Raw genomic sequence first — 20,698 nt, 5'->3', positions numbered from 1 at the left:
CGCGGTGTACGACGAGGGCGGGCGGACAGGGGCACCAACCGGGCGCGCGGCAGCCGGAGCGCGCCCCCGCTTCCGAGTTCGGTCACCGGTTCGATCGTCACGTCCGCCCCGCCCTCCCGGCACTGCCGCAGTAAATCCGGCATTTATTGCGGCAGGCGCAGGCAGGCCGCCTCCAATCCGATGGAGCGTCAAATCATGTGACGCCAAGCTGCACTCTCTGCGTGGTTCCTACTCGACCGCACATCGCTACTGTTCAGGCACTACTGCGTCCACTCGTACGCGTGTTCAGAGACGAATTCGGCAAAGGCGCGCGGCGGACGGCCGGTCAGTTCGAGCACCGCAGTGCTGACCTGGTCTTCGCGTCCCTCCTTGATTCCGCGCTCGACGGCGGCAGGGCGTCAGCGAACTCCGTCGGCATTCCGGAGGCACGGTAGGCGGCAGCCTGTTCCTCGTCCGTAATACGCTCCACCCGAACCTGTCTGTCGGTCTGCGCGGTGATGATCTGCGCGGCCTGTGGATAGCTCATCCCGTGCGGCCCGGTGATCCAGGGCTTCGTCGTAGTCGGCTGACATCCGTTTTGTGATCATGCGAGGCCGAGGATCGTGAGAGGGCGGCGGGCGTCGCGTGCGTTGTGGCGGAGGGCGGCGGCGATGTTCTTGACACCACCCAGCCGGAGGGCGCCTATGGCGAGGTTGCGCCAGGTCGCCATGGCCCGGGGAGCGTTCCCGGTCCGCAGCTGTGAGGCGTCCTCGGCGAAGGTGGTGTCGCGGACGTGGTGCAGGGCCTCGATCTTCCAGTGGTCGCGGATCAGTTTCGCGAGCTGGAGCGGGGTGGCCTGCTCGGCGGTCAGGCTGGTGACCGCATAGATGGTGGCGATGGTGGCCTTGCCGGTCTTGCGGTCGGTGCGGCGGCGCTTGATTTGGACCGCTTGACGGGCGCCGGGGAAGAGCAGGTTGCTGACGGTGGCGACCTTGATCCGGCGGATCTCGGAGCTGCCGTGGCCGCTGCCCCGGGTGCGGCCCTGGAGCGGAATTTCCTTCCAGGGCATGGACTTGAGCTGCTTGCGCAGCTTCTTCTGGTTGCCTTTGACGATCGCGATGTAGTGGGCCCGGCGGCCCAGGAGGTATCCGGCATGCTCGCGCTGGGTGTGGAGCGCGTCGCTGGTGACCACGGTTTCGGCCAGGTCGGCGACAGTGTCCAACAGTGGCTGGAAGCAGGTGGTCTCGCCGGTCTTCTCGCCCACGTCGAGCTGGGCCAGGACCAAGCCGGACGTGTGCTCCAGGGCGGCGAGCAGGTGGACTTTGCGGCCGCGGGCCTTGGCCGCGCCGCGCAGGCTCTTCCCGTCCACTGACAGTCCGCGCAATCCGGAGCTCTCGGGGCGGCGGTCGGCGAGCCGGCCGCCCACGGCCCGGTCCAGCGCGTCGCCGTCGATGCGGGCCAGCAGCCGGCGGACCGTCGCCTCCGCCGGCACCAGCCGCCGCGGCAGTACCGGATCAGGCTGCACGCCGAGCTGTTCCAGCACCTGCGGTGGTGCGTCCGCGATCCCCTCACCGACCGCCAGCAGTGAGGTTGCCCCGGCCAACACCGCACACGCGGCCAGCGCGAGCACGACGGCCAGGGCGTGTCGAACCCCGCGCGGATCGCGAGGATCTGGTACCTCGGCCAGCCGTTCCAGCAGACCTGGCACCTCCCCTGGGGCCGCTCGCGGAGCTGGTCAAGGGCAGGTGGGATCAGCAATGATGCGTCGGCAGGCACGGTCTTCCAGGCAGGGCACGGGGCGTAGAGAACTCCATGATCTTGGAAGCCCGTGCCTGTCCTCTCGCCGAGCCGTCAACCCGGCAGAGCGAAGACCCTGGTCGACCGTCGGTTTCTGCAGAGGACTACTGAGATTCGCCGGGTGATGTCGCTCGCTACAGCCCATGGCGCTGGGGCGATGTCCGTTCCACGGGCGACTCCACTCGGAGATCACCAGTGGCGGACGGGGAGGGTTGCTGTGGTTGCGGTACTCCGCTGCTGTACGCCAACGTCGGTGCCGCTAGAACCGGGAGGCGCGATAGCTCACGAGTCGGGATGCTTAGATTGGAGAGCCCATGGATCTGCGAGAGTCCCTCGGCGAGGCCGTGGCCGCCCTGAAAACTCCGCTGGGAAGCGCTGATCGCGAGCAGGGTTGGACAGACGAGCTGCGTCGGGAGATCCAGGAAGAGATCTCGGTCAGCCGCTCAATGTTGAGGCGCCCCGGGCCGTGGGCGGTCAGATACCTCCATCCCCGCCTCGATGAGTGGATGGCACGCGAAGGCGTTCGGCCGGGACGCCTCCGTGATGTGGTCATGGAGGCGCAGACTCTCATCATTGGGGCGCGCGATGCGGCCCGCTCACGGTGACAATCTTGAAAACCGTCGTGGCAGCGATGTCACCGTGAGTTCGAATCCCACACCCACCGCCAGGTGAACGGCCCCCGACCAGTCGTTCCCGTGGGGCCAACAGACTCACTCGAAGCCATGTGGCAAATCCGCGTGAACCGGACAGCACGCGACTACGCCGAAGCCTTGGGGCGTCGACAGAGAGAGGATGCAGGCCTGTGGCTGCCTCTGCTGCCCGTGGGTCCGAAGTGGCGGGTAGTCACTCGGCCAGGTGCTTGCCGAAGAACTCGGTGAGCTTGGCGACGGCGGGGGCGACGTATTCGTCCTTGTCGTACAGGTCTATGTGGGTGGCGCCGTCGATGACGAACAACTCCTTGGGCTCGGCCGCCTGCTCGATCGCTTCCCGGCTGAAGTAGGCGCTCTCCGCCTTGAAGCCGGCGATCATCAGCAGGGGGCGGGGCGAGATCAGCTCGATCATCGCGTACGAGTCGTACTGGGCGAGCTGGTCGACGCTACGCAGTACCCATCCCTGGACCGCTCGGGGGTGGTAGCCACGCGGGGTGCAGTAGAACTCGAACGTCTCCCGGAACTGCCTGGTTTCGGTCTCCAGCAGCTCCTCAGCGTTGTCGGGGATCCATGCCGCCAGCTGCGGGTTTGCGCCGCGTGCTTCCGCGGTGCGCGCCGCACCGGCCTGGTCGAGCATGGCCTGAAGGATCGCCGGGTCCTGCGTGCGGCCCAGTCCCTCACGGAACACTGACCCGAGGTCCACGGCGCTGACCGTGGCGACGGCCTTGATGCGGTGGTCGGTCTGCGCGGCGTAGGGGACGTAACCGCCGGACGCGCAGATCCCCAGAGCGCCGATACGGTCCGGGTCAATGTCGTTACGGGTGGTCAGGTAGGTCACGGCGGACTTGATGTCCTCGGCGCGCTGGAAAGGGTTCTCCATGCCGCGCGGCTCGCCCTCGCTCTCGCCCTGGTACGCGGCGTCGAAGACGAGCGCGGCGAATCCGGCCCGGGCCAGGCGCTCGGCGTAGATGCTCGGGCTCTGCTCCTTCACGCCGCCTCCCGGATGGGAGATGGCGACGGCCGGCAGTCGGCCGTCGACGTAGCCGTCGGGGGTGAAGAGAATCCCGGCGAGGGCGAGATCGTTGCTGGGGAAGGTGACGCTGGTCTTCACGGTCTGTGTCTCCTGGCGCAGGTGAAAAAGTGCTGTGACCGCGACGGCGCGGATTCCTCCGGCAGGACCTCCGTCGTCGCCTTCGTCCTCGGGGCGGTCCGTCCGCCGGCCACGTCACCGACACTCGCACGCGGTATGTGGGCGGGTAAGGGGCTTCTTCTGTCCCCGGACACCGCGGTCCTGGGACACGGCAGGCCCACTGTCACAGGCCCGGCGGGCTGTAAGACTTGTACCTATGAGCAGCAGCAACGCCCACGACAGCGAACTGGGAGCCTTCCTGAAGGCGCGGCGCACAGAGCTGAGCCCGGCCGAAGTGGGGCTGCCTGATTCGGCCGGCAGGCGCAGGGTCAAGGGCCTGCGCCGCGAGGAGGTGGCCTTGCTGGCGTCGATCAGCCCCGACTACTACACGCGCCTGGAACAGGGCCGCCGCCAGGCTTCCGAACCGGTGCTGGACACCCTCGCGCGTGTCCTCCGGCTCGACGACGGTGAACGTGCCTACATGTTCGAACTGTCTGGTCGAGACGCCGCCCGGCCGCGTCGGCGCACCACACAGAAGGTCCAGCCGCAGCTGCAGCGCCTCCTGGATGACCTCTCCACCACGCCGGCCGTCGTCCTGGGCCGCCGCACGGACATCCTCGCCTGGAATGCCATGGCGGCCGCCCTGTTCACCGACTTCGCGCGGATACCGGAGAAGAAGCGCAACTTTGTACGGCTGGTCTTCTGCGAACCGGCCATCAGAGCGCTGTACCCGGACTGGGAGTGGGCAGCGCAGATGACCCTGGCGCAGCTGCGCATGGAAGCCGCCCGCGATCCGAAAGATCCGCGGCTGGCCGAACTGGTGGGCGAGCTGTCGCTTCAGGACCCCGACTTCCGGCGCTGGTGGGGCGCCCACCGTGTCGCCACCCAGGGATCAGGCACGAAAACGCTGAACCATCCGGTTGTCGGCCCGCTCACCCTCGACTGGTCCTTCCTCACCTCCACCGACGACCCCGACCAGCAGCTCATCACCCTGACCGCCGAGCCCGGCACACCCAGCCACGACCGTCTGCGCATCCTCGCCTCGTGGGCCGCGCAAGCCGCCGACCACCCGATTGCGGACCGTTAGAGGCTCGCCTGGTTCCGGGGCCGGCAGGCTGTTCAGCCCGACACGGGCCTCCGGGAAGGTCACTCACCGTGCGTTGGGCGCACCGAAGCGCAGGCCGTCGAAGCGGATCGCCGCGACGTGCACGGCCTCGTCCCGCCGACCCTCGGTGGGGCGCATTCCGCCACCGTCGCAGGCCAGGATGTCGGGCTTGCTTTCGCGCATCCAGCAGGACAGGCACAGGCCGCTGCGGCGGACCTGCCGGTTGGTCCAGTAGGCGGGTTCGACACCGGAGCGGAGGGCGTCACGGTCTTCGTCGGGAAGCCGCCACCAGGCGGGCGAGACCAGGAACGTTGCCCAGGCGCAGGCCTGGGGCAGCCACGTGTCAGGATCACGCCGGGCGAGATGCCGGCCGGCCCGGCCCCGTGCCTGTAGTGGAGCAGGTTCATGCGTTCTCCATGGCGGATCGGGCGGCCTCGCTGTCCGCGGCCCGGGGCCGCGGAACGGCCGCCGCAGCGAGGTTGAGGCGGGTGTCCATGTCGAGGTTCACGTCACCGTAGGGCCGGACGTGGGACCAGAACAGCGGGGTCGGGCCACGCCGGTCGGCGGGGGTGAGGATGTCCGTCCACTCCGGTTCGCCGAGGATGTCCTGGAGCATCAGGGTGTTCACGTAGACCAGGGCGGATTGCAGGATGCGCAGGCACAGGACGAACATCTCCTGCTCGTCGCGCCGGTTCGAGGCGATCTCCCCGCCCTTGCCGTAGGCGATCACGGAGTTGGCGCCGTTGGAGGACTCCATGACGTTCAGGCCCTCCTCGATCTCCCGCTGAAGGTCGCGAAGCCGCAGGTAGCGGGCCGTGTACTACCTCGGCCTCGCGGTCGTCCTGCTCGTGCCGGCCGTCATCGGTACATTCTGGGGCGCACCTCTGATCACCCGTGAGCCGGAGACCGGCACGCAGCGCCTGGCGTGGAACCAGAGCATCACCCGGACCCGCTGACTCGCCACCAAACTCACCCTCACCGGCGTGGCCACCATGACCGCCGCCGCCCTGGCCACCCTCGCGGTGACCTGGTGGAGCGGCCCGATCGACCAGGCCGTCAGCAGCGGCGGAACCGGCGCGGGCCCCTTCTACCCGCGCATCGATCCCCTGGTCTTCGGCGGGCGCGGCATCGTCCCGATCGGCTATGCCGTCTTCGCCTTCATCCTCGGCGTCACCCTTGGTGTGCTCATCCGCCGCACCGTGCCCGCGATGGCCGCCACCCTCGCCGCGTACGCAGCCGTGCAGATCGCCGTGCCACTGTGGGTCCGGCCCCATCTGGCCTCGTCCGTCGATGCGACCCTGTCGTTCACCGAGGCCAAGCCGGTGAACATCGGCATCGACGCCGTGCGCGAGGTGGACTTCGGCCAGCCGGGTGCCTGGATCCTGTCCGAACAGACCGTCAACGCCTCCGGCCAACCGGCCGCCCTGCCCGCGTCGTTCATCGACTGCCCGTCCATGTCGGACTGCGCCACCGCACTCACCAAGGCCGGCTACCGACAACAGGTCACCTACCAGCCCGCCGGGAACTTCTGGACACTCCCATGGGCCGAGACCGGCCTCTACCTCGGCCTCGCACTGACCCTGACCGGGTTCTGCGCCTGGTGGATCCGCCGCCGGGTGACCTGACAGACGTCAGTCCCACTACGGAGACGGGAGTAACCGCCTCACCGTTCAAGATCAATCTCACCGATACGGTTCCCAAGGCCGTACCCGGCGGTCCGGCACGGAGTCATAGGTGGTGACTCCGGGCCGGACCGCTTTCGACTGTACGGCGCGCGGTCATTCGTCCTCGCCGTCGTCCGTCTCGTCGTCGCTGTTCGGGTCGCGCAGCCTTCGCAGGCCCATCACCTGGTCGTTTACGACGTTCAACCACGTTGCGCCCTTGTGCCGCAGACCGAAATAGCGCGGGTTCGAACCCGCGTACAGGGTCTGGACAGGGACTGTGAACCGTACGCCGTCGGCGGAGGCGACCAGGCCGCCGCCCCACGCCCGTACGACGTCGATCTTCGCCTGGGCCTCGATGAACAGGCCGTTCGCCGCCGAGATGTTCTCCGCCCGGAAGTAACCCTGGTCGACCTGGACCAGACGGCCACGGGTGAGCGCCGGGACGCCCGGCTTGATGACCGGGGTGAACCCGACGTTGCACGCCTCCGACAGCAGCACCGCGCACAGGCTGGTGGCAAAGCCCTCCATGTGGGAGTCCGCGCGGAACAGGACTCGTCCACGGCGAGCACCTCACCGCGCGGCCGACCCAACTGGCTGGCTCATGCTGCACCGCCGACTGGTCCGCGACTACGAAACCCTGCCCACTCGCTCCGAAGCCGTGATCCACATTGCCATCGTCCGTCAGGTGACACTCGTCCAGCGTGGTCAGTTCGACCCTGTGGTCAGGGTGCTGGGCACCGACGTAGACCTTGCGCGTCCCGCCCTCGGTACGACAGGTGAAGCGGAGGCACGTCCCTCCGCCTTCGCTTCATTGTGCGCGATCCCGCTGTTCGGCCCGCAGGCCCACTGGGCGCGCACGTTCCTGTCGGCGAGCTGTGCCCGTATCGCCTCCCATTGGTTGAGGGACATACGGTCCATCTGCACCCGGACGAGCCGTGTGCCGGAATCAAAACGGACCTCCACGGCTCCACCCGGTCCCGAGCCGAGGTCCGGGTACGACACGTTGACCTTCTGGTGCCCCTGCCGGTGCAGCCAGCGCTGGAGTGCCTGACCGATGTGGAGGTGGTCGGCGCTGTCCTCGCCGGTCTGGGTACGGCGGCAGTGAACGGGTGGCCGGCGCGCGAAATGGCACTTCTTGTGGAGGTACCGCTTCGCGGTCAGTTTCTTGCCGCAGCCGCCCAGCAGAATGCCGCAGTAGAAGTCGTCACGGCTCCGGCCCCGCATGAACCCGTCGAAGTCGTCGTGGCCGAACGGCAGGAACACCGGCTGATCCGATCCCGGCCGGCCGGTGACCGCTGTTTGGACCTTGCGTGTGTCGTCCTCGTGTGAAGGCATCGCCTCTCCGGGCAGCGGTCAGCGGGCTGTGAGGGGTTCATTCTCTGCGAGATGCGCAGCGGGTGGGGTGGAACAGGTCAGGAGGAGCGCCAGCGGTTGCGGCCGTCGGAGCCGGGGCCGCAGACCATGGGGGTTCCTGCCTTGGTCACGCCGGTGGCGCCGGGCGGGGAGCAGTAGGAACCGGGGTGCACGGTGCCGACGTTGTTGCTGCCGCCGTCGGACGACGAGGAGTCGCCGCCGGCCGAACCGCCGCCCCCGGTGGTGCCGGTGTCGTCGCTGTCGTTGCCGTCGTCATAGTCGGGGTCGTTGGCGGGGATCTTGTACGTCGTGTCCTTCTTCGACGGGCACTCCTGGACGAGGTGGGCGTCGGTCCAGTGGCCCAGGTCGAGGTGGACCGTGGTGGTGGAGGTGACTTCGCCGTCCTCGTCGGGACGTTGGAAACACACCCGCCACTCGTCGCCCTCCTCGGCGGCCTCCTCGGCCGTGGGTGCGTCGATGTCGAGGTAGACGTCGTCGAGCGTGACGCTGTCGAGGGCGATGCCGGCCCGGTCCAGTGCCTCGACCGCCGTGTTGTAGGTGTCGCCGACGACATCCGGCATCGTCGGCCACAGGAGCGGGCCGCCGTCCTTCGTGGGACAGGGCTCGCCGTCCTTCACGGCGGCGAAGACGACGGACTGCGCGGCGGTGTCGGCCTGCTGGAAACACACCGTCCACGCCGACCGCACGATGATCGTGCGGTCCTCCGGGGATGCGTCATGACGCGTGGGCATGAATCCGGCCGCACGGGCTCCCTTCTCCGCCTCGGCGAGGGCCTTGCCCGTGTAGTCGGTGAGCTCGGGGGCCTTTGCGGTGGTGGGGGACGGAGTGGTTTTGGTGCCCTTGTCGTCCGTGTCCTGTGCACTGACTTCGGACTTGTCCGGCCCGCTGTCGTCGAGCTGCCCGCTCATGCCCGCGCTGATCAGCATCAGGAAGAAGGCACCGAACGTGGCGCCGAGTCTGGCGTACCAGCGCCATGCGGGCAGGACCCACACCGCCACCATGGCGGCGATCATCACGAGGAAGCCGAGCCCGAGGCTCACCGCGCTGAGCAGGGCCACGAGGGCGAGGAGACCGAGCAGGGCGGGTGTGGTCTTCCACCAGGGCCGGGACGGGGGTGGAGTGGTGTTGTACGGGTTCACAGGTGCTCTCTTGTTCTCTGGTGTTCGGTGTGGGTCGGGTTGGGCCTTGACTCATGTCAGGGGGGCACGGCGTTCAACAGCCGTGACTGCGGTGGTGTTACGCGAGCGATCGGTTCCGTACGCTGCGTAAGCGTACGGGCACATTCCGTGGACGGTGCGTCGTCGGATCCGTCAAGCTGGGCTTCTGTCGATCGTGGGGCCGACGGACGACGTACAGAGGCAAGCGGAGGTGGGCGCGTATGGCAGGTGGCGCGGGTGTGGGCGGCGAGACGGCGGCCTGCGAGGCGGAACGGGAGCCGGATCCGTCGGACAGTCTGCGGACGTTCGGGGCGGTCGTCCAGGCGCTGCGCGAGCACGCGGGGCTGAGCCGGGCGCAGTTCGGGGAACTGGTGCGGTTCTCCAAGCACACGGTGGAGTCGGTGGAGTCGGGGCGGCGCATGCCGGACGCGTCATTCGTCGAGCGGGCGGAGGAGGCGCTGGGGAACACGGGGGCGCTTCGGCACTCGGCGCGGTTCCTGACACGGGGGAGGCGGGGCTGGCGGCTTGGTTCCGGCGGTGGGCTCGGCTGGAGCGCACGGCGGTGAGTCTCGGTACCTATGAGTGCCGGTTGGTGCCGGGGTTGTTGCAGTCAGAGGGGTACGCACGTGCGGTCTTCGAGACCCGTATTCCGCCCCTGTCCGACGAGCAGATGGAGGCGCAGGTGACCGCCCGGATGGAACGACAGGGACTCATCCGGGAACTACCCAATACCTGCTTCAGCTTCGTAGTGGAGGAGTGCATCGTGTGGCGCCCTCTCGGAGGGGAGGAAGCGCTGCGCGACCAGTTGGACCACATCTTGGATCTCGCCAGGCTCCGCAACGTATCCGTGCAGGTCATGCCTACCCGAACTATGTCTCATGCGGGTCTGGACGGCCCTTTGGCATTGCTGGAGACTCCGGAGGGGAGATCCTTGGCGTACTCCGAAGGGCAGGAGAGCGGTCGATTGATCGCTGATCCGAAGCAGGCTGCTGTCCTCCACCGGAGGTATGCAACGCTCCGCGCACAGGCCCTCACCCCTCACGACTCCGTGGGCCTGCTGGAGCGGATCAGAGGAGAGCTACGAGCAGCACGGAACCGGCCTGGTTCAAGTCCAGTTACAGCGGCACGGCTGGTGACAACTGCGTTGAGGTCGCCGTCACTGAACAGGCCATCTGCGTACGGGACTCCAAGGACGTGGCACGACAGCCGTTCGCCGTGGGGTGTGAGAGCTGGGCGCGCTTCGTGGGCTTCGCGGCGGCGCGGGACTGACGGGGGCCGGCCGTGGGGCGGGCGGTTGATGGCTCGCCCCACGGTGTGGGCGGTCGACGCTCACTCAGCCTTCCGCGTCGCGTTGCTTTTCGTCCCCGCGCAGGCGGCGCGCTCGCTCGGCGATCTCGTTGGAGAGCCTGCCCTTGGCCGAGTTGGCCCGGTCTAGCGTCTCGTTGCTGAAGCTTCTGGCAACACTTACGCCCTTCGCTCCTGTATCAAGGGCCTTGTCCTTCACCTCCGCCGCCGCTTCCACCCATCGTCTCGCCTCCGACGACTGGTGACCGGACTCGATCCCGAGCCGTGCGTGGAAGTCATGGACGCCGGTCACCACATGGCTGCTCGACTGGACCACGACCGGGGACCTGGTCGGGTGCAGCAACACCTTCGCGTTGGCCGCGTCGGCAGCCGCGTTCATCCGGGCCACCAGACGCTCAGTGCTTCGTGAGATGAGATCCAGCCGGTTCTGTCGGGCAGCCCGAAGCCCGAGGCGATGTTGGTCCAGCTGATCCGGATGCGCGTCCAGCACTCGGTCGAGTTCGAGCACGGCGACGGCGTCCTGCAGTTGGAAGCAGCGAGCCAGAACAGCGAGCCACTCCCGAACCTTGGGCTCGACTTCCCTGACCGTCGTGACGAGATCACCGATCTTGGGCTTGCTTTCCAACTTCTCTGTGAAAGCGTCGAGTTGACGCAATGCGTATGCCTGTGTCTCCGCGATCGTCGTCGGCGCGGTCTGCACCTTCGACCACGTGACCTCGGAGACTCGGCCCACCTGCTCTCGGATGGTCATGGTCTCCTCGATCACGAGGTCCGTTCCGATCATGCGGGACAGCACAGCATCCTTCTGGGCGCGGAGCACGTCGTCGACCTTCTCGTCGATCGTGGCGAGGTAGTCGGTGATCTCGTCCATGGTCTGCTGCATCGAGAGCTGTGCCATGAGCCCTGCGGCACCAGCCAGACGTGCCGGGCTGGTCAGGAACGAGCCGGCCCCCTTCTCTATCTGGAGCCAATTCTTGATCGAGCCGGGTTTCCCCACCATCGCATGGCTGACGCCTGGCGTCTTGCTTTCCATCAGCCCGAACTTCTTGACACGCTCCGCGGACTCCCTGGTCAGCTTCACCCAGCGACCGGAGTTGGCGGCAATGTCCGAACCCGCCTGCGCGACCGCAGCCCCGGTGCCGAAGACGGACTTGAGCCGTTGCGCTCCGAGGTCCTTCGACGGCAGTCCCTCCGAGGCGAGGAAGCGTTCGACGTCCGTCGCGTTCCCGATGACCGCCAATCCGTCACCGTCACTGATCAGCTGGATCTCGTTGTCCATCGCCTGCTCCTGAAGTGGCTTTATCGCAGTGGGAAGTAGTCGGGGTGCGCGCGGCGGTCACCGGGCAGGCCAGTGACCGCCGTCTGGACCTTGCGGGTGTCTTAATCGAAGTGCGGCATCGTCGCCCTGGGATACAAGCTCGGTCAGGCGGGGTGTCGGGGGCTCCGGCCGGGAGGCGGGGTGAGGGTGGAGGCGTAGTTCTCGCCGTCGACGAGGGAGTTCCCTGCGACTTCTCGTCGAGATCCCTCTCCACGAAGTCCGAGATCCGGTCGTCACAGATGACGGTGCCGCCCTCGGTGAAGGAGCGGTAGTCCTTATGGGAGGCGGTGAGGCCGGCCGCGATCTGGGCGCCGATCGGGGCGGCCCAGGAGACGGGCAGCTGGGACTCCTCCTCGATGAGGTCGCGCAGCGTCTCGCCGTCCAGGAACTCCATGGCCAGGTACGGCAGGCCGCCGCCTGCTCGTCGATGCCGCCCGCCACGAGACGGGTCAGGTTGGGATGGCGCAGCCTGCGCGTGATGCGCACCTCGCGGGAGAAGCGCTGCACGGCCTTGGTGTCGCCACCGGTGTCGATCTGCGAGCCCGTGCGGCGGCGCAGGATCGTCTTGACGGCCACGGCGCGCTCGGGGGTGCCCTCCGGGGCGTGCAGGTCCTCGGCGCGGTGAACCTCCCCCATGTTGCCCCTGCCGATGACCTGTCCGATGCGGAACCTGCCGTCGACCAACTCCTGGCTCACTGCCCCTCGCTCCTCCGTCCCTCGTGCACGTTCCCGCGTCCTGCCCTACCCGGGTGGACGGGAACCCCCTCACGTGTCGCTGCGCCCACTCATCGTGACAGGGGGCAAACGGCAGTAGGCGCCACCGTACACGAAGGGTTGGTGAAGCGGTAGCGATAGATCTGTTGACATCATCAACAGGTTTACTTCAGCGTTGGGGTGGAAATGGTGGGGAGGGGCACATGGTGCGGTGCTCTGCGGACGGCAGTGGATCGTCCGGTCTGCGCGCGGCGCTCGGTGAGCTGCTGACGCAGTTGCGGAGTGCGGCCGTGGACGGTGTCGTACCGGAACGCGTCTTCGCGGAAAGCGTGCGGAACCTCGCCCTGGGGGACTCCGAGCGGGAACGGTTGCGTCACGAGCCGGCCTTCCCCCGACCCGGCCTTCCCCCGACCCGGCCGGCTGACGTGTCCCGGAGCGGAACTCGTCGGCCGGGGCTACGTCGCCCGTCGCTGGAAAAGCCGTGGCCTCGTCCTCCCACCCCTCCCTACACTCGACCATCAGCAAGCGCGGCCCCTCGTACCGGGTCCGCGCATCCGTGACCAGTGAGGGGAGTCCGGCCGTGCGTGTCCGCGCCGCTGCTGTCGCTCCCCGGTCCCGGTCCTGCTGGTCCTCCTCGCGGTCCATGGTGATCCTGGTGTCTTCGTCCGTCCGGTGCCCGCTGCGCGGCCGGCGCCGGATGTCGTGACGGGACGACACAGCTGACGGTTTGGGGCTTGGACGCGTTCACGCACGTCCAGGGTGTTCGCCTGCCCACCTGTCCGCACACCGTTCGTCCCGTCCCGCAATCGCGCTGCCCTGTCACAGAGCACCGAAAGGCCACAGGCCATGCGCGGCCCCATGCACACCAACTCCCTCGCCACCGTCCGCAACCTCGGCATCCTCGCCCACGTCGACGCGGGCAAGACCACCGTCACCGAGCGGATCCTGTATGCGACCGGTACCACGCACAAGCGGGGCGAGGTGCACGACGGCACCACCGTCACCGACTTCGACCCGCAGGAGCGCGACCGGGGCATCACGATCTTCGCCGCTGCCGTCAGCTGTGCCTGGGACGGTCACCGCATCAACCTCATCGACACCCCGGGGCACGTCGACTTCGCCGACGAGGTCGAGCGTTCGCTGCGTGTCCTCGACGGTGCGGTCGCGGTGTTCGACGCGGTCGCCGGGGTGGAGCCGCAGAGCGAGTCGGTGTGGCGGCAGGCCGACCGGCACGGGGTGCCGCGTATCGCGTTCGTCAACAAGATGGACCGTGCCGGTGCCGAGCTGGACGCCGCCGTCGCCTCGATCCGTGAGCGACTGCACCCGGTGCCGTTGGTCGTGCAGCTGCCCATCGGTGCCGAGGACGCCTTCACCGGCGTCGTCGACCTGGTGCGTCTGCGTGCCCTGACCTGGGCCGAGGGCGACGGTGCGACGGCCGCCCACGAAGGCCCCGTACCGGACGACCTGCGAGAGGAGGCCCACCGTCGGCGACGGCTCCTCGAGGAAGCCGTCGCAGAGCTGCACGCGGCCGCGCTGGAGGAGTTCTGCGACACGGGCGCGCTCAGCACCCGTACTCTCACCTCCGTCCTGCGCGACCTGACCCACAGCGGTGAGGGAATCGTCGTGCTGTGCGGCTCGGCCTACCGCAACCGCGGGGTCGAACCGCTGCTCGACGCCGTCCTCGCCTACCTGCCGTCGCCGCTCGACGTGCCGCCCGTACGCGGGACGTACGACGACGGCGGCGGTGAGCAGGATGACAGCGGTGAGCGGGAGCGTCCCGCCGACCCGGCGGCGCCCCTCGCGGCCCTCGCGTTCAAGGTGAACGCCACGGCCACCGGGCGGCTGACCTACCTGCGCCTGTACTCGGGAACGATCGAGAAGGGAGACACCGTGTGGGACGCGACCGCACGCCGCACCGAGCGCATCGGACGCATCCTGCGGGTCCGGGCCGACCGGCACGCCCCGCTGGAGCGGGCGGTCGCCGGGGACATCGTCGCCGTGGTCGGGCTGAAGTCGGCCCGTGCCGGCTCCACCCTGTGCGCGCCGTCCGCCCCGCTGGTGCTGGAACCTCCGGGGGTCGCCGAGCCCGTCGTGTCCGTCGCGCTCGAGGCGCTCCGGGGCACGGACACCGGGCGTCTGGCGTCGGCCCTCGCGCGGCTCGTCGAGGAGGACCCCTCGCTGGTGGCGCGGACCGACCCGGAGACCGGTCAGACGGTGCTGTCCGGCATGGGTGAGCTGCATCTGGAGGTCGCGGTGGAGAAGATCCGGCGCGAGCACGGGCTCGGCGTCAACGTCGGTCGTCCCCGGGTGAGTCACCGGGAGACCGTCGGGCGCGGGGTGTCCGGGTTCGTGTACCGGCACGTCAAACAGGACGGCGGGGCGGGGCAGTTCGCCCATGTCGTGCTCGACGTCGAGCCGCTGGACACCCTGGCCTCCGCCGGGTCCGGGACCGGGTCCGGTTTCGAGTTCCGCTCTGCCGTCGTCGGCGGGCGCGTGCCGCAGGAGTACGTCCGTGCGGTCGAGGCCGGCTGCCGGGACGCCCTGGCCGAGGGGCCGTTGGGCGGGCATCCGGTGACCGGTCTGCGCGTCACGCTCACCGACGGGGCGACCCATGTGAAGGACTCGTCGGACACGGCGTTCCGCACCGCGGGCCGGTTCGGTCTGCGGGACGCCCTGCGCACCTGCGCGATGGTGCTGCTGGAACCGGTGGTCGAGGTCACCGTCACCGTGCCCGAGGACGCGGTGGGCGGGGTGCTCGGGGATCTGGCCGCCCGCCGCGGAAGGGTGACCGGTTCGGACACCCGGACGAGCGGTACGGCCGTCACCACGACGGTCACCGCCACCGTGCCGCTGGCCGAACTGTTCGGCTACGCGACCCGGTTGCGCAGCCGCACCCAGGGCCGCGGCACCTTCACCACCCGCCCCACCGGCTACACCCCGGCGCCGGCGGCGGAGCCGTCGCCCGCTTCCGCGCGGTAGCCGGCACGTACGGCCGGCCCGTACGAACGGCGGGTCCTCCCGGTCACTCACCCCGGGAGGACCCGCCACCGGCGTCACACCGGTGCCCGCCGTGACCGCCGGCGTCGGTCGAGGCGGGCATCGGACTCCGGACGCCGGGATCAGGGGTAGGACACCACCTTCGACGGCACGGTGTTCGTGCCCGATGTCGGCGCGCCGGTGTCGTTGATGACGCACTCGTACTGCCCGTTGCCGCTGAGCGACACGACCAGCAGGTGGTGGAAGCGGACACCCGGGCGGTTCGGGGCGGCGAAGCCGTGGTGCTGCACGATCGTCGGGTTGACGTTGTAGTAGCAGTAACTCCCCATGCCCCAGCCCTCGTGGGTGGTGACATGGTCGCCGACCTTGTACGCGGCGTAACCCTTGATCGAGCCGTTCTGGATGGCGGCCTGGTCGGGGGCGTCGTACGCCTTCTCGTTCTGGAAGAAGACCGTGCGCCCGCGTTCGCCGTTCCACTGCACGTCGTACTTGTTGAAGTGTTCCACGAACAGGCCGGTGGCCAGGACGTCGTGGCCGTTGACGACGACGCCGTAGTCGCAGCGGTTGGTCTCCCAGCCGACGCCCTCGCCGTGGTCGGCGCGCCAGACCCAGGTGTGGTCGACGATGGTGTGCCGGGCGTTGATCACCATGCTGGTGGTCGCCTTGCCGGGGCCAGCGCCGCCGATCCGGATGAACACGTCCTGGACGGTGATCGGGTTGGCCGAGTGGTCGCGGGAGGCGCCGCTGGGGCCGATCTCGACCAGGGTGCGGGAGTTGACCGTCCCGGCGTCGACGAGGAAGCCGGCCAGCCGGACGCCGTCGACGTCGGCCACCTGGAGGGCGGTGGCGCCGTTGTCGGGGATCAGGGTGGCGTAGCCGAGACCGAGGACGACGGTGCCCGCCCGCTTGACGCGGACCGGCTGGTCGACGTGGTAGATGCCCGGTGTCAGGAGCAGGTTGAGACCCTGGTCGAGTGCCTGGTTGAGGGTGGCGGCGGAGTCGCCGGGCTTCGCCACGTAGAACCGGTCCAGGGACAGGGAAGTGCCGCGCGGAGTACCGTTGCCCCAGGTGACACCGCGTGCGTCGCGGCGCAGCGCGGGCAGGAACACCCGGTAGTCGGCGCCGTCCAGGTACAGGAACGGCTTCTCGCGGGAGAGCGGCGTCCGGTCGAGCGTGGTGTACGGCGGCTCCGGGAAGCTCTGCGCGGGTGCGCCCTCGACACCCGAGAACACCATGTTCCACACGGCGTTGGTCCACCCGCCGACCGAACTGTCCCGGGTGTACCACTGCTGCTGCGAGTACGGGCCGACCACGCCGTCGATCCGGCTGTCGGCGATGTAGCCGCCGCTGGCCCAGCCGTAGCCGGCGGGCGCCAGGTTGAGGCCGCCGCGGATGTGCATCCGGCGGAACGGGGCTGCCTGGGCGACCGCCCAGCGGTTGGTGCCGTTGACCGGGACGAGGGCGAGGTTTTCCGCCGAACGCCAGAAGTTCTGCGTGGCGTTGCCGTTGAACCAGCCGGCGTCGACCGTCACGTCGCCGTTGATGGTGGTGTCGTCGGGGGAGAGGCCGAGGCCCGAGATCGAGGTGTAGAAGCCCAGTTGGGCGTTGAGCCCGTGGTAGGTGCCCGGCTTGAAGAAGAACTGGTAGCGCCCCGGGCCGAACTGGTCCGACTCCTGCCGGGCGAACACCTCGTCCAGCTTCGCCTGGATGCCCGGCGTCGACGGGTCGAAGACGATCACGTTCGGGCCGAGATCGCCACCGGCCCGCAGCCGGCGCCGCTTCCCGCGCTTCGTCGCGGCGACAGGGGCGGCCGGCGCGGCGGAGGCGGTGGTGGTGGTCAGTGCGGCCAGTACGGGTACGGCGGCTGCGGCTCCGAGAACGGCACGGCGCCGGACGGCAGCCCGGGGGCCGTCGGCGGGCGGCTGGGCGGAGGGGGAGTCGGAGGTCATGGGCGGCTCTCCTGGTTCAGGAAGTGAACGGTGTGGGGGAGGTGGGAGCGCTCTCTCGCCGCTGATGGTTCATCCGTGGAACAGATGAGTCAAGGGGTGCGGCGAGAGTTGGGTGACTCCGTCCAAACCCTTGACGGCGCCCCTTCCGAGGGTTTAACTCACGTCCTAAATTAAGTCGTGAGTCGCCCCCACTCCATCCTCCCTGCATCCCTTCGCGTTTCCTTGCACCCCCTGCACCCCCTGCACTCCTTGCACTCCTTGCACCTCCATCGCACTCCCCGCCCTCGCGGAAAGGCACATCAGGAGCCATGCGCAGCATCCGAGCCGCGGCCACAGGCGCCGTCATCCTGTCTCTCGCACTCTCCGCCACGGCCTGCGGCGGCGGATCCACCACGGGCGGCGGATCCAACGACTCGCCCGGGGAACTCACCTACTGGGCCTCCAACCAGGGCGCCGGCGTCGAGATCGACAAAAAGGTGCTCCAGCCCGAACTGGACAAGTTCGAGAAGCAGACCGGCATCAAGGTCGAACTGGAGGTCGTGCCCTGGTCCGACCTGCTGAACCGGATCCTCACCGCCACCACCTCCGGTCAGGGCCCGGACGTGCTCAACATCGGCAACACCTGGTCCGCCTCGCTCCAGGCGACCGGCGCGCTGCTGCCGTGGGACGCGAAGAACTTCGAGAAGATCGGCGGCAGGGACCGCTTCGTCGACTCCGCCCTCGGCTCCACCGGCGCCGAGGGCCAGGACCCGGCCGCGGTCCCGCTGTACTCGATGGCGTACGCCCTCTACTACAACAAGCAGATGCTCGCCGACGCCGGTGTCGACGCGCCCCCCGCCACCTGGGACGAGCTGGTCGCCGCCGGCAAGAAGGTCTCCAAGGACGGCAAATGGGGGATAGCCATGGAGGGTTCGAACCCCTCCGAGAACATCCACCACGCCTTCGTCCTCGCCAAGCAGCACGGCGCCGACTTCTTCACCGCCGACGGCACGCCCGACTTCACCAACGACGGCGCGGTCACCGCGGTCAAGCAGTACGTCGACCTCATGGCCAAGGACAAGATCATCGCCCCGGGCAACGCCGAGTACGCCCAGAACCAGTCCGTGAGCGACTTCGCCAAGGGCAGGACGGCGATGCTGCTGTGGCAGTCCGCGTCCGCCAACCTCAAGTCGCAGGGCATGAGCGACGATTCCTACGGCATCGCCCCCGTGCCCGTGCAGTCCGGCACCCCGGGCGCCGGCAAGCAGGTCAACTCGATGGTCGCCGGCATCAACCTCGCCGTCTTCAAGAACAGCGACAACGTCGACGGCGCCACCGAGTTCGTGAAGTTCATGACCAGCGACGCGGAGCAGAAGATCCTCAACACGGCCTACAGCTCCATCCCGCCGGTCAAGGCCGCCCAGGAGGACGCCGCCTTCAACTCCCCGGCCAACGCCGTCCTGAAGGACACCCTCGCCGAGAGCGCCGTGCCCCTCCCGCAGGTCCCCGACGAATCCCAGTTCGAGACCGCCGTCGGAACGGCGATCAAGGACCTGTTCGCCGACGCCGCCGGCGGCCGCGAGGTGACCACCGACTCGGTCGAGGCCGCCCTCACCAAGGCCCAGCAGCAGATGCCCGAGAAGTGAGTCCCGACACCGCCATGACCGCCACTGCCCCCGCAGCAGAGGCCGCCGCGCGGAAGAGTTCCCCCGGGGCGGCGCGCGGCCCCCGCCGCCGCCCCGGGCGGATTCGCCGCATCGGACTGCCGTACCTGCTCCTCCTGCCCGCGCTGCTCCTCGAACTCCTGGTCCACCTGGTGCCGATGGTGATCGGCATCGTGATGAGCTTCAAGGAGCTCACCCAGTTCTACATCCGCGACTGGGGCACCGCCCCGTGGGCCGCCCTCGACAACTACAAGGTGGCGGTGGACTTCGACGCCCCCGTCGGCGCGGCCCTGCTCCACTCCTTCTTCGTCACCATCGCCTTCACCGTGCTGTCGGTCGGCCTGTGCTGGCTCGTCGGCACCGCCGCCGCGATCTACATGCAGGACACCTTCCGCGGCCGCGGCCTGCTCCGCGCCCTGTTCCTGGTGCCGTACGCGCTGCCGGTCTACGCCGCCGTCATCACCTGGGTGTTCATGTTCCAGCACGACAACGGCCTGGTGAACCACGTCCTGCACGACCAGCTCGGCCTCACCGACAAGCCGTCCTTCTGGCTCATCGGCGACAACAGCTTCTTCGCGCTGCTGACCGTCTCCGTGTGGAAGGGCTGGCCGTTCGCCTTCCTCATCGTCATGGCCGGCCTGCAGAACATCCCCCGCGAGCTGTACGAGGCCGCCGCCCTCGACGGCGCCGGGATGATCCAGCAGGCCCGCCGCATCACCCTGCCGTCGCTGCGCCCGGTCAACCAGGTCCTGGTGCTGGTCCTGTTCCTGTGGACGTTCAACGACTTCAACACGCCGTTCGTCCTGTTCGGCAAGACCGCCCCGGAGGCCGCGGACCTCATCTCGGTCCACATCTACCAGGCGTCCTTCGTCACCTGGAACTTCGGCACCGGCTCCGCGATGTCCGTCCTGCTCCTGCTGTTCCTGCTCGTCGTGACGGGCGTGTACCTCGTCCTCACCTCGCGCCGACGGAGGCCGTCACATGGCTAGTTCACCAACGGCGACCCGGGTGTCTCCGGCGACCTCCGCGGCCTCGGTCCCTCCGGCGTCACCCATGGCCCCGCCCCGCTCGTTCCTCTGGTCGAGGCGGATCTTCCTCACCCTGCTCACCGGCTTCGTGATGGTCCCGGTGTACGTCATGATCTCCAGCTCGCTGAAGCCGCTCGCGGACGTCACCGGTAAGTTCCGCTGGCTGCCGAGCGAGGTGACCATCCGCCCGTACATCGACATCTGGTCCACGGTCCCGCTCGCCCGGTACTTCGTGAACTCGCTGATCGTGGCGGGCGCGGCGACCGTCTGCTCGGTGGTGATCGCGGTCTTCTCCGCCTACGCGGTGAGCCGCTACACCTTCCGCGGCAAGCGCGTCTTCACGGTGACCGTGCTGTCGACGCAGATGTTCCCCGGAATCCTCTTCCTCCTGCCGCTGTTCCTCATCTACGTCAACATCGGCAACGCCACGGGCATCGCCCTGTTCGGCTCGCGCGGCGGCCTGATCCTGACGTATCTGACGTTCTCCCTCCCGTTCTCCATCTGGATGCTGATCGGGTACTTCGACTCGGTGCCCCGCGACCTCGACGAGGCCGCGCTGGTCGACGGCTGCGGCCCGCTCGGCGCGCTCTTCCGGGTCGTCGTGCCGGCCGCGATTCCCGGCATCGTCGCGGTCGCCGTCTACGCCTTCATGACGGCCTGGGGCGAAGTGCTCTTCGCGTCGGTGATGACCAACGACACCACCCGCACCCTCGCCGTCGGACTCCAGGGTTACTCCACCCTCAACGACGTGTACTGGAACCAGATCATGGCGGCCTCGCTCGTGGTGAGCATCCCCGTGGTCGCCGGCTTCCTGCTGCTGCAGCGCTACCTCGTCGCCGGCCTGACGGCAGGAGCCGTCAAGTGACCGGCCTCCCCGCGTCTGAAAGGA

Annotated in this window: 16 protein-coding genes and 4 pseudogenes; 11 read left to right on the top strand and 9 right to left on the bottom strand. The window is 68.7% G+C overall.

The genetic code is table 11. The annotated features are described in order from the left end of the window. Positions 1-742: 742 nt before the first annotated feature. Together ACFWVE_RS02765 and ACFWVE_RS02760 are read right to left on the bottom strand one after the other, a co-directional pair. Positions 743-1,687 (bottom strand): annotated as a pseudogene (locus ACFWVE_RS02765) (ISAs1 family transposase); the annotation flags it as partial. Between the two features lie 932 nt (positions 1,688-2,619). Continuing rightward, a complete protein-coding gene (locus ACFWVE_RS02760) occupies positions 2,620-3,537 on the bottom strand; it encodes an alpha/beta hydrolase (protein ID WP_384007560.1) in 918 nt (305 codons plus the stop codon). A 235-nt stretch (positions 3,538-3,772) separates the two neighbouring features. On the opposite strand from ACFWVE_RS02760, the gene ACFWVE_RS02755 reads away from it, so the two are divergent. Next, positions 3,773-4,642, top strand: a complete 870-nt coding sequence (locus ACFWVE_RS02755) for a helix-turn-helix domain-containing protein (RefSeq protein WP_384007559.1) — start codon at positions 3,773-3,775, stop codon at positions 4,640-4,642. Positions 4,643-4,705: 63 nt separating this feature from the next. Here the strand turns inward: ACFWVE_RS02755 and ACFWVE_RS02750 are convergent, their stop codons facing one another. Both ACFWVE_RS02750 and ACFWVE_RS02745 read right to left on the bottom strand, forming a co-directional pair. Continuing rightward, on the bottom strand, positions 4,706-4,843 hold the full coding sequence (locus ACFWVE_RS02750) for a hypothetical protein (protein ID WP_211265292.1): 138 nt from the start codon (positions 4,841-4,843) through the stop codon (positions 4,706-4,708). A 220-nt stretch (positions 4,844-5,063) separates the two neighbouring features. Then, positions 5,064-5,426, bottom strand: coding sequence for a Tn3 family transposase (locus ACFWVE_RS02745; RefSeq protein WP_384007577.1), 363 nt, complete (start codon positions 5,424-5,426; stop codon positions 5,064-5,066). 49 nt (positions 5,427-5,475) lie between these two features. Between ACFWVE_RS02745 and ACFWVE_RS02740 the strand changes: the two genes are divergently transcribed. Together ACFWVE_RS02740 and ACFWVE_RS02735 are read left to right on the top strand one after the other, a co-directional pair. Continuing rightward, positions 5,476-5,616, top strand: coding sequence for a hypothetical protein (locus tag ACFWVE_RS02740; RefSeq protein ID WP_384007557.1), 141 nt, complete (start codon positions 5,476-5,478; stop codon positions 5,614-5,616). Positions 5,617-5,643: 27 nt separating this feature from the next. Continuing rightward, positions 5,644-6,285 carry a hypothetical protein gene (locus ACFWVE_RS02735; protein ID WP_384007555.1) on the top strand — a complete coding sequence of 214 codons (642 nt, stop codon included), beginning with the start codon at positions 5,644-5,646 and terminating at the stop codon, positions 6,283-6,285. A gap of 153 nt (positions 6,286-6,438) precedes the next feature. Here the strand turns inward: ACFWVE_RS02735 and ACFWVE_RS02730 are convergent, their stop codons facing one another. Further along, positions 6,439-6,852, bottom strand: a complete 414-nt coding sequence (locus tag ACFWVE_RS02730; protein ID WP_384007553.1) for a Tn3 family transposase — start codon at positions 6,850-6,852, stop codon at positions 6,439-6,441. A gap of 64 nt (positions 6,853-6,916) precedes the next feature. Between ACFWVE_RS02730 and ACFWVE_RS02725 the strand changes: the two are divergent. Further along, positions 6,917-7,003 (top strand): annotated as a pseudogene (locus ACFWVE_RS02725) (IS5/IS1182 family transposase); the annotation flags it as partial. A 26-nt stretch (positions 7,004-7,029) separates the two neighbouring features. Here ACFWVE_RS02725 and ACFWVE_RS02720 read toward each other — a convergent pair. Together ACFWVE_RS02720 and ACFWVE_RS02715 are read right to left on the bottom strand one after the other, a co-directional pair. After that, a complete protein-coding gene (locus tag ACFWVE_RS02720; protein ID WP_384007580.1) occupies positions 7,030-7,659 on the bottom strand; it encodes a competence protein CoiA family protein in 630 nt (209 codons plus the stop codon). Positions 7,660-7,736: 77 nt separating this feature from the next. Then, positions 7,737-8,837, bottom strand: a complete 1,101-nt coding sequence (locus tag ACFWVE_RS02715; protein ID WP_384007552.1) for a hypothetical protein — start codon at positions 8,835-8,837, stop codon at positions 7,737-7,739. Positions 8,838-9,076: 239 nt separating this feature from the next. Between ACFWVE_RS02715 and ACFWVE_RS02710 the strand changes: the two are divergent. After that, positions 9,077-9,936, top strand: a pseudogene (locus ACFWVE_RS02710) (Scr1 family TA system antitoxin-like transcriptional regulator); the annotation flags it as partial. Between the two features lie 2 nt (positions 9,937-9,938). Then, positions 9,939-10,124 (top strand): annotated as a pseudogene (locus ACFWVE_RS02705) (DUF397 domain-containing protein); the annotation flags it as partial. A 64-nt stretch (positions 10,125-10,188) separates the two neighbouring features. On the opposite strand, the gene ACFWVE_RS02700 reads toward ACFWVE_RS02705, so the two are convergent. After that, positions 10,189-11,439, bottom strand: a complete 1,251-nt coding sequence (locus ACFWVE_RS02700) for a hypothetical protein (RefSeq protein WP_384007550.1) — start codon at positions 11,437-11,439, stop codon at positions 10,189-10,191. Between the two features lie 316 nt (positions 11,440-11,755). Here ACFWVE_RS02700 and ACFWVE_RS02695 point away from each other — a divergent pair, with 316 nt between their 5' ends. After that, positions 11,756-12,103 (top strand): hypothetical protein, encoded by a 348-nt coding sequence (locus tag ACFWVE_RS02695; RefSeq protein WP_384007549.1) that lies wholly within the window; start codon positions 11,756-11,758, stop codon positions 12,101-12,103. 947 nt (positions 12,104-13,050) lie between these two features. Further along, positions 13,051-15,171, top strand: coding sequence for an elongation factor G (gene fusA, locus ACFWVE_RS02690; RefSeq protein WP_384007547.1), 2,121 nt, complete (start codon positions 13,051-13,053; stop codon positions 15,169-15,171). Between the two features lie 140 nt (positions 15,172-15,311). On the opposite strand, the gene ACFWVE_RS02685 is transcribed toward fusA, so the two are convergent. Beyond that, a complete protein-coding gene (locus ACFWVE_RS02685; protein ID WP_384007545.1) occupies positions 15,312-17,138 on the bottom strand; it encodes a coagulation factor 5/8 type domain-containing protein in 1,827 nt (608 codons plus the stop codon). 308 nt (positions 17,139-17,446) lie between these two features. Here ACFWVE_RS02685 and ACFWVE_RS02680 point away from each other — a divergent pair, with 308 nt between their 5' ends. The 3 genes from ACFWVE_RS02680 to ACFWVE_RS02670 all read left to right on the top strand — a co-directional run bounded on the left by ACFWVE_RS02680 (position 17,447) and on the right by ACFWVE_RS02670 (position 20,674). Further along, a complete protein-coding gene (locus tag ACFWVE_RS02680) occupies positions 17,447-18,763 on the top strand; it encodes an ABC transporter substrate-binding protein (protein ID WP_384007543.1) in 1,317 nt (438 codons plus the stop codon). 14 nt (positions 18,764-18,777) lie between these two features. Continuing rightward, a complete protein-coding gene (locus ACFWVE_RS02675; RefSeq protein WP_384007541.1) occupies positions 18,778-19,770 on the top strand; it encodes a carbohydrate ABC transporter permease in 993 nt (330 codons plus the stop codon). Positions 19,771-19,834: 64 nt separating this feature from the next. Continuing rightward, positions 19,835-20,674, top strand: coding sequence for a carbohydrate ABC transporter permease (locus tag ACFWVE_RS02670; protein ID WP_384007575.1), 840 nt, complete (start codon positions 19,835-19,837; stop codon positions 20,672-20,674). The last annotated feature ends 24 nt before the right edge of the window (positions 20,675-20,698 follow it).

The organism is Streptomyces sp. NPDC058632 (assembly GCF_042717095.1).
GTDB lineage: Bacteria > Actinomycetota > Actinomycetes > Streptomycetales > Streptomycetaceae > Streptomyces.
This window is presented reverse-complemented; position numbering and strand designations above follow the sequence as displayed.

Excerpts from the sequence above, each read along its gene's own strand:
- ACFWVE_RS02755 (WP_384007559.1), top strand. The coding sequence starts at position 3,773 with ATGAGCAGCAGCAACGCCCACGACAGCGAACTGGGAGCCTTCCTGAAG.
- ACFWVE_RS02750 (WP_211265292.1), bottom strand. The coding sequence starts at position 4,843 with ATGCGCGAAAGCAAGCCCGACATCCTGGCCTGCGACGGTGGCGGAATG.
- ACFWVE_RS02730 (WP_384007553.1), bottom strand. The coding sequence starts at position 6,852 with ATGGAGGGCTTTGCCACCAGCCTGTGCGCGGTGCTGCTGTCGGAGGCG.
- ACFWVE_RS02720 (WP_384007580.1), bottom strand. The coding sequence starts at position 7,659 with ATGCCTTCACACGAGGACGACACACGCAAGGTCCAAACAGCGGTCACC.
- ACFWVE_RS02700 (WP_384007550.1), bottom strand. The coding sequence starts at position 11,439 with ATGGACAACGAGATCCAGCTGATCAGTGACGGTGACGGATTGGCGGTC.
- ACFWVE_RS02695 (WP_384007549.1), top strand. The coding sequence starts at position 11,756 with ATGGGAGGCGGTGAGGCCGGCCGCGATCTGGGCGCCGATCGGGGCGGC.
- fusA (WP_384007547.1), top strand. The coding sequence starts at position 13,051 with ATGCACACCAACTCCCTCGCCACCGTCCGCAACCTCGGCATCCTCGCC.
- ACFWVE_RS02685 (WP_384007545.1), bottom strand. The coding sequence starts at position 17,138 with ATGACCTCCGACTCCCCCTCCGCCCAGCCGCCCGCCGACGGCCCCCGG.
- ACFWVE_RS02680 (WP_384007543.1), top strand. The coding sequence starts at position 17,447 with ATGCGCAGCATCCGAGCCGCGGCCACAGGCGCCGTCATCCTGTCTCTC.
- ACFWVE_RS02675 (WP_384007541.1), top strand. The coding sequence starts at position 18,778 with ATGACCGCCACTGCCCCCGCAGCAGAGGCCGCCGCGCGGAAGAGTTCC.
- ACFWVE_RS02670 (WP_384007575.1), top strand. The coding sequence starts at position 19,835 with ATGGCCCCGCCCCGCTCGTTCCTCTGGTCGAGGCGGATCTTCCTCACC.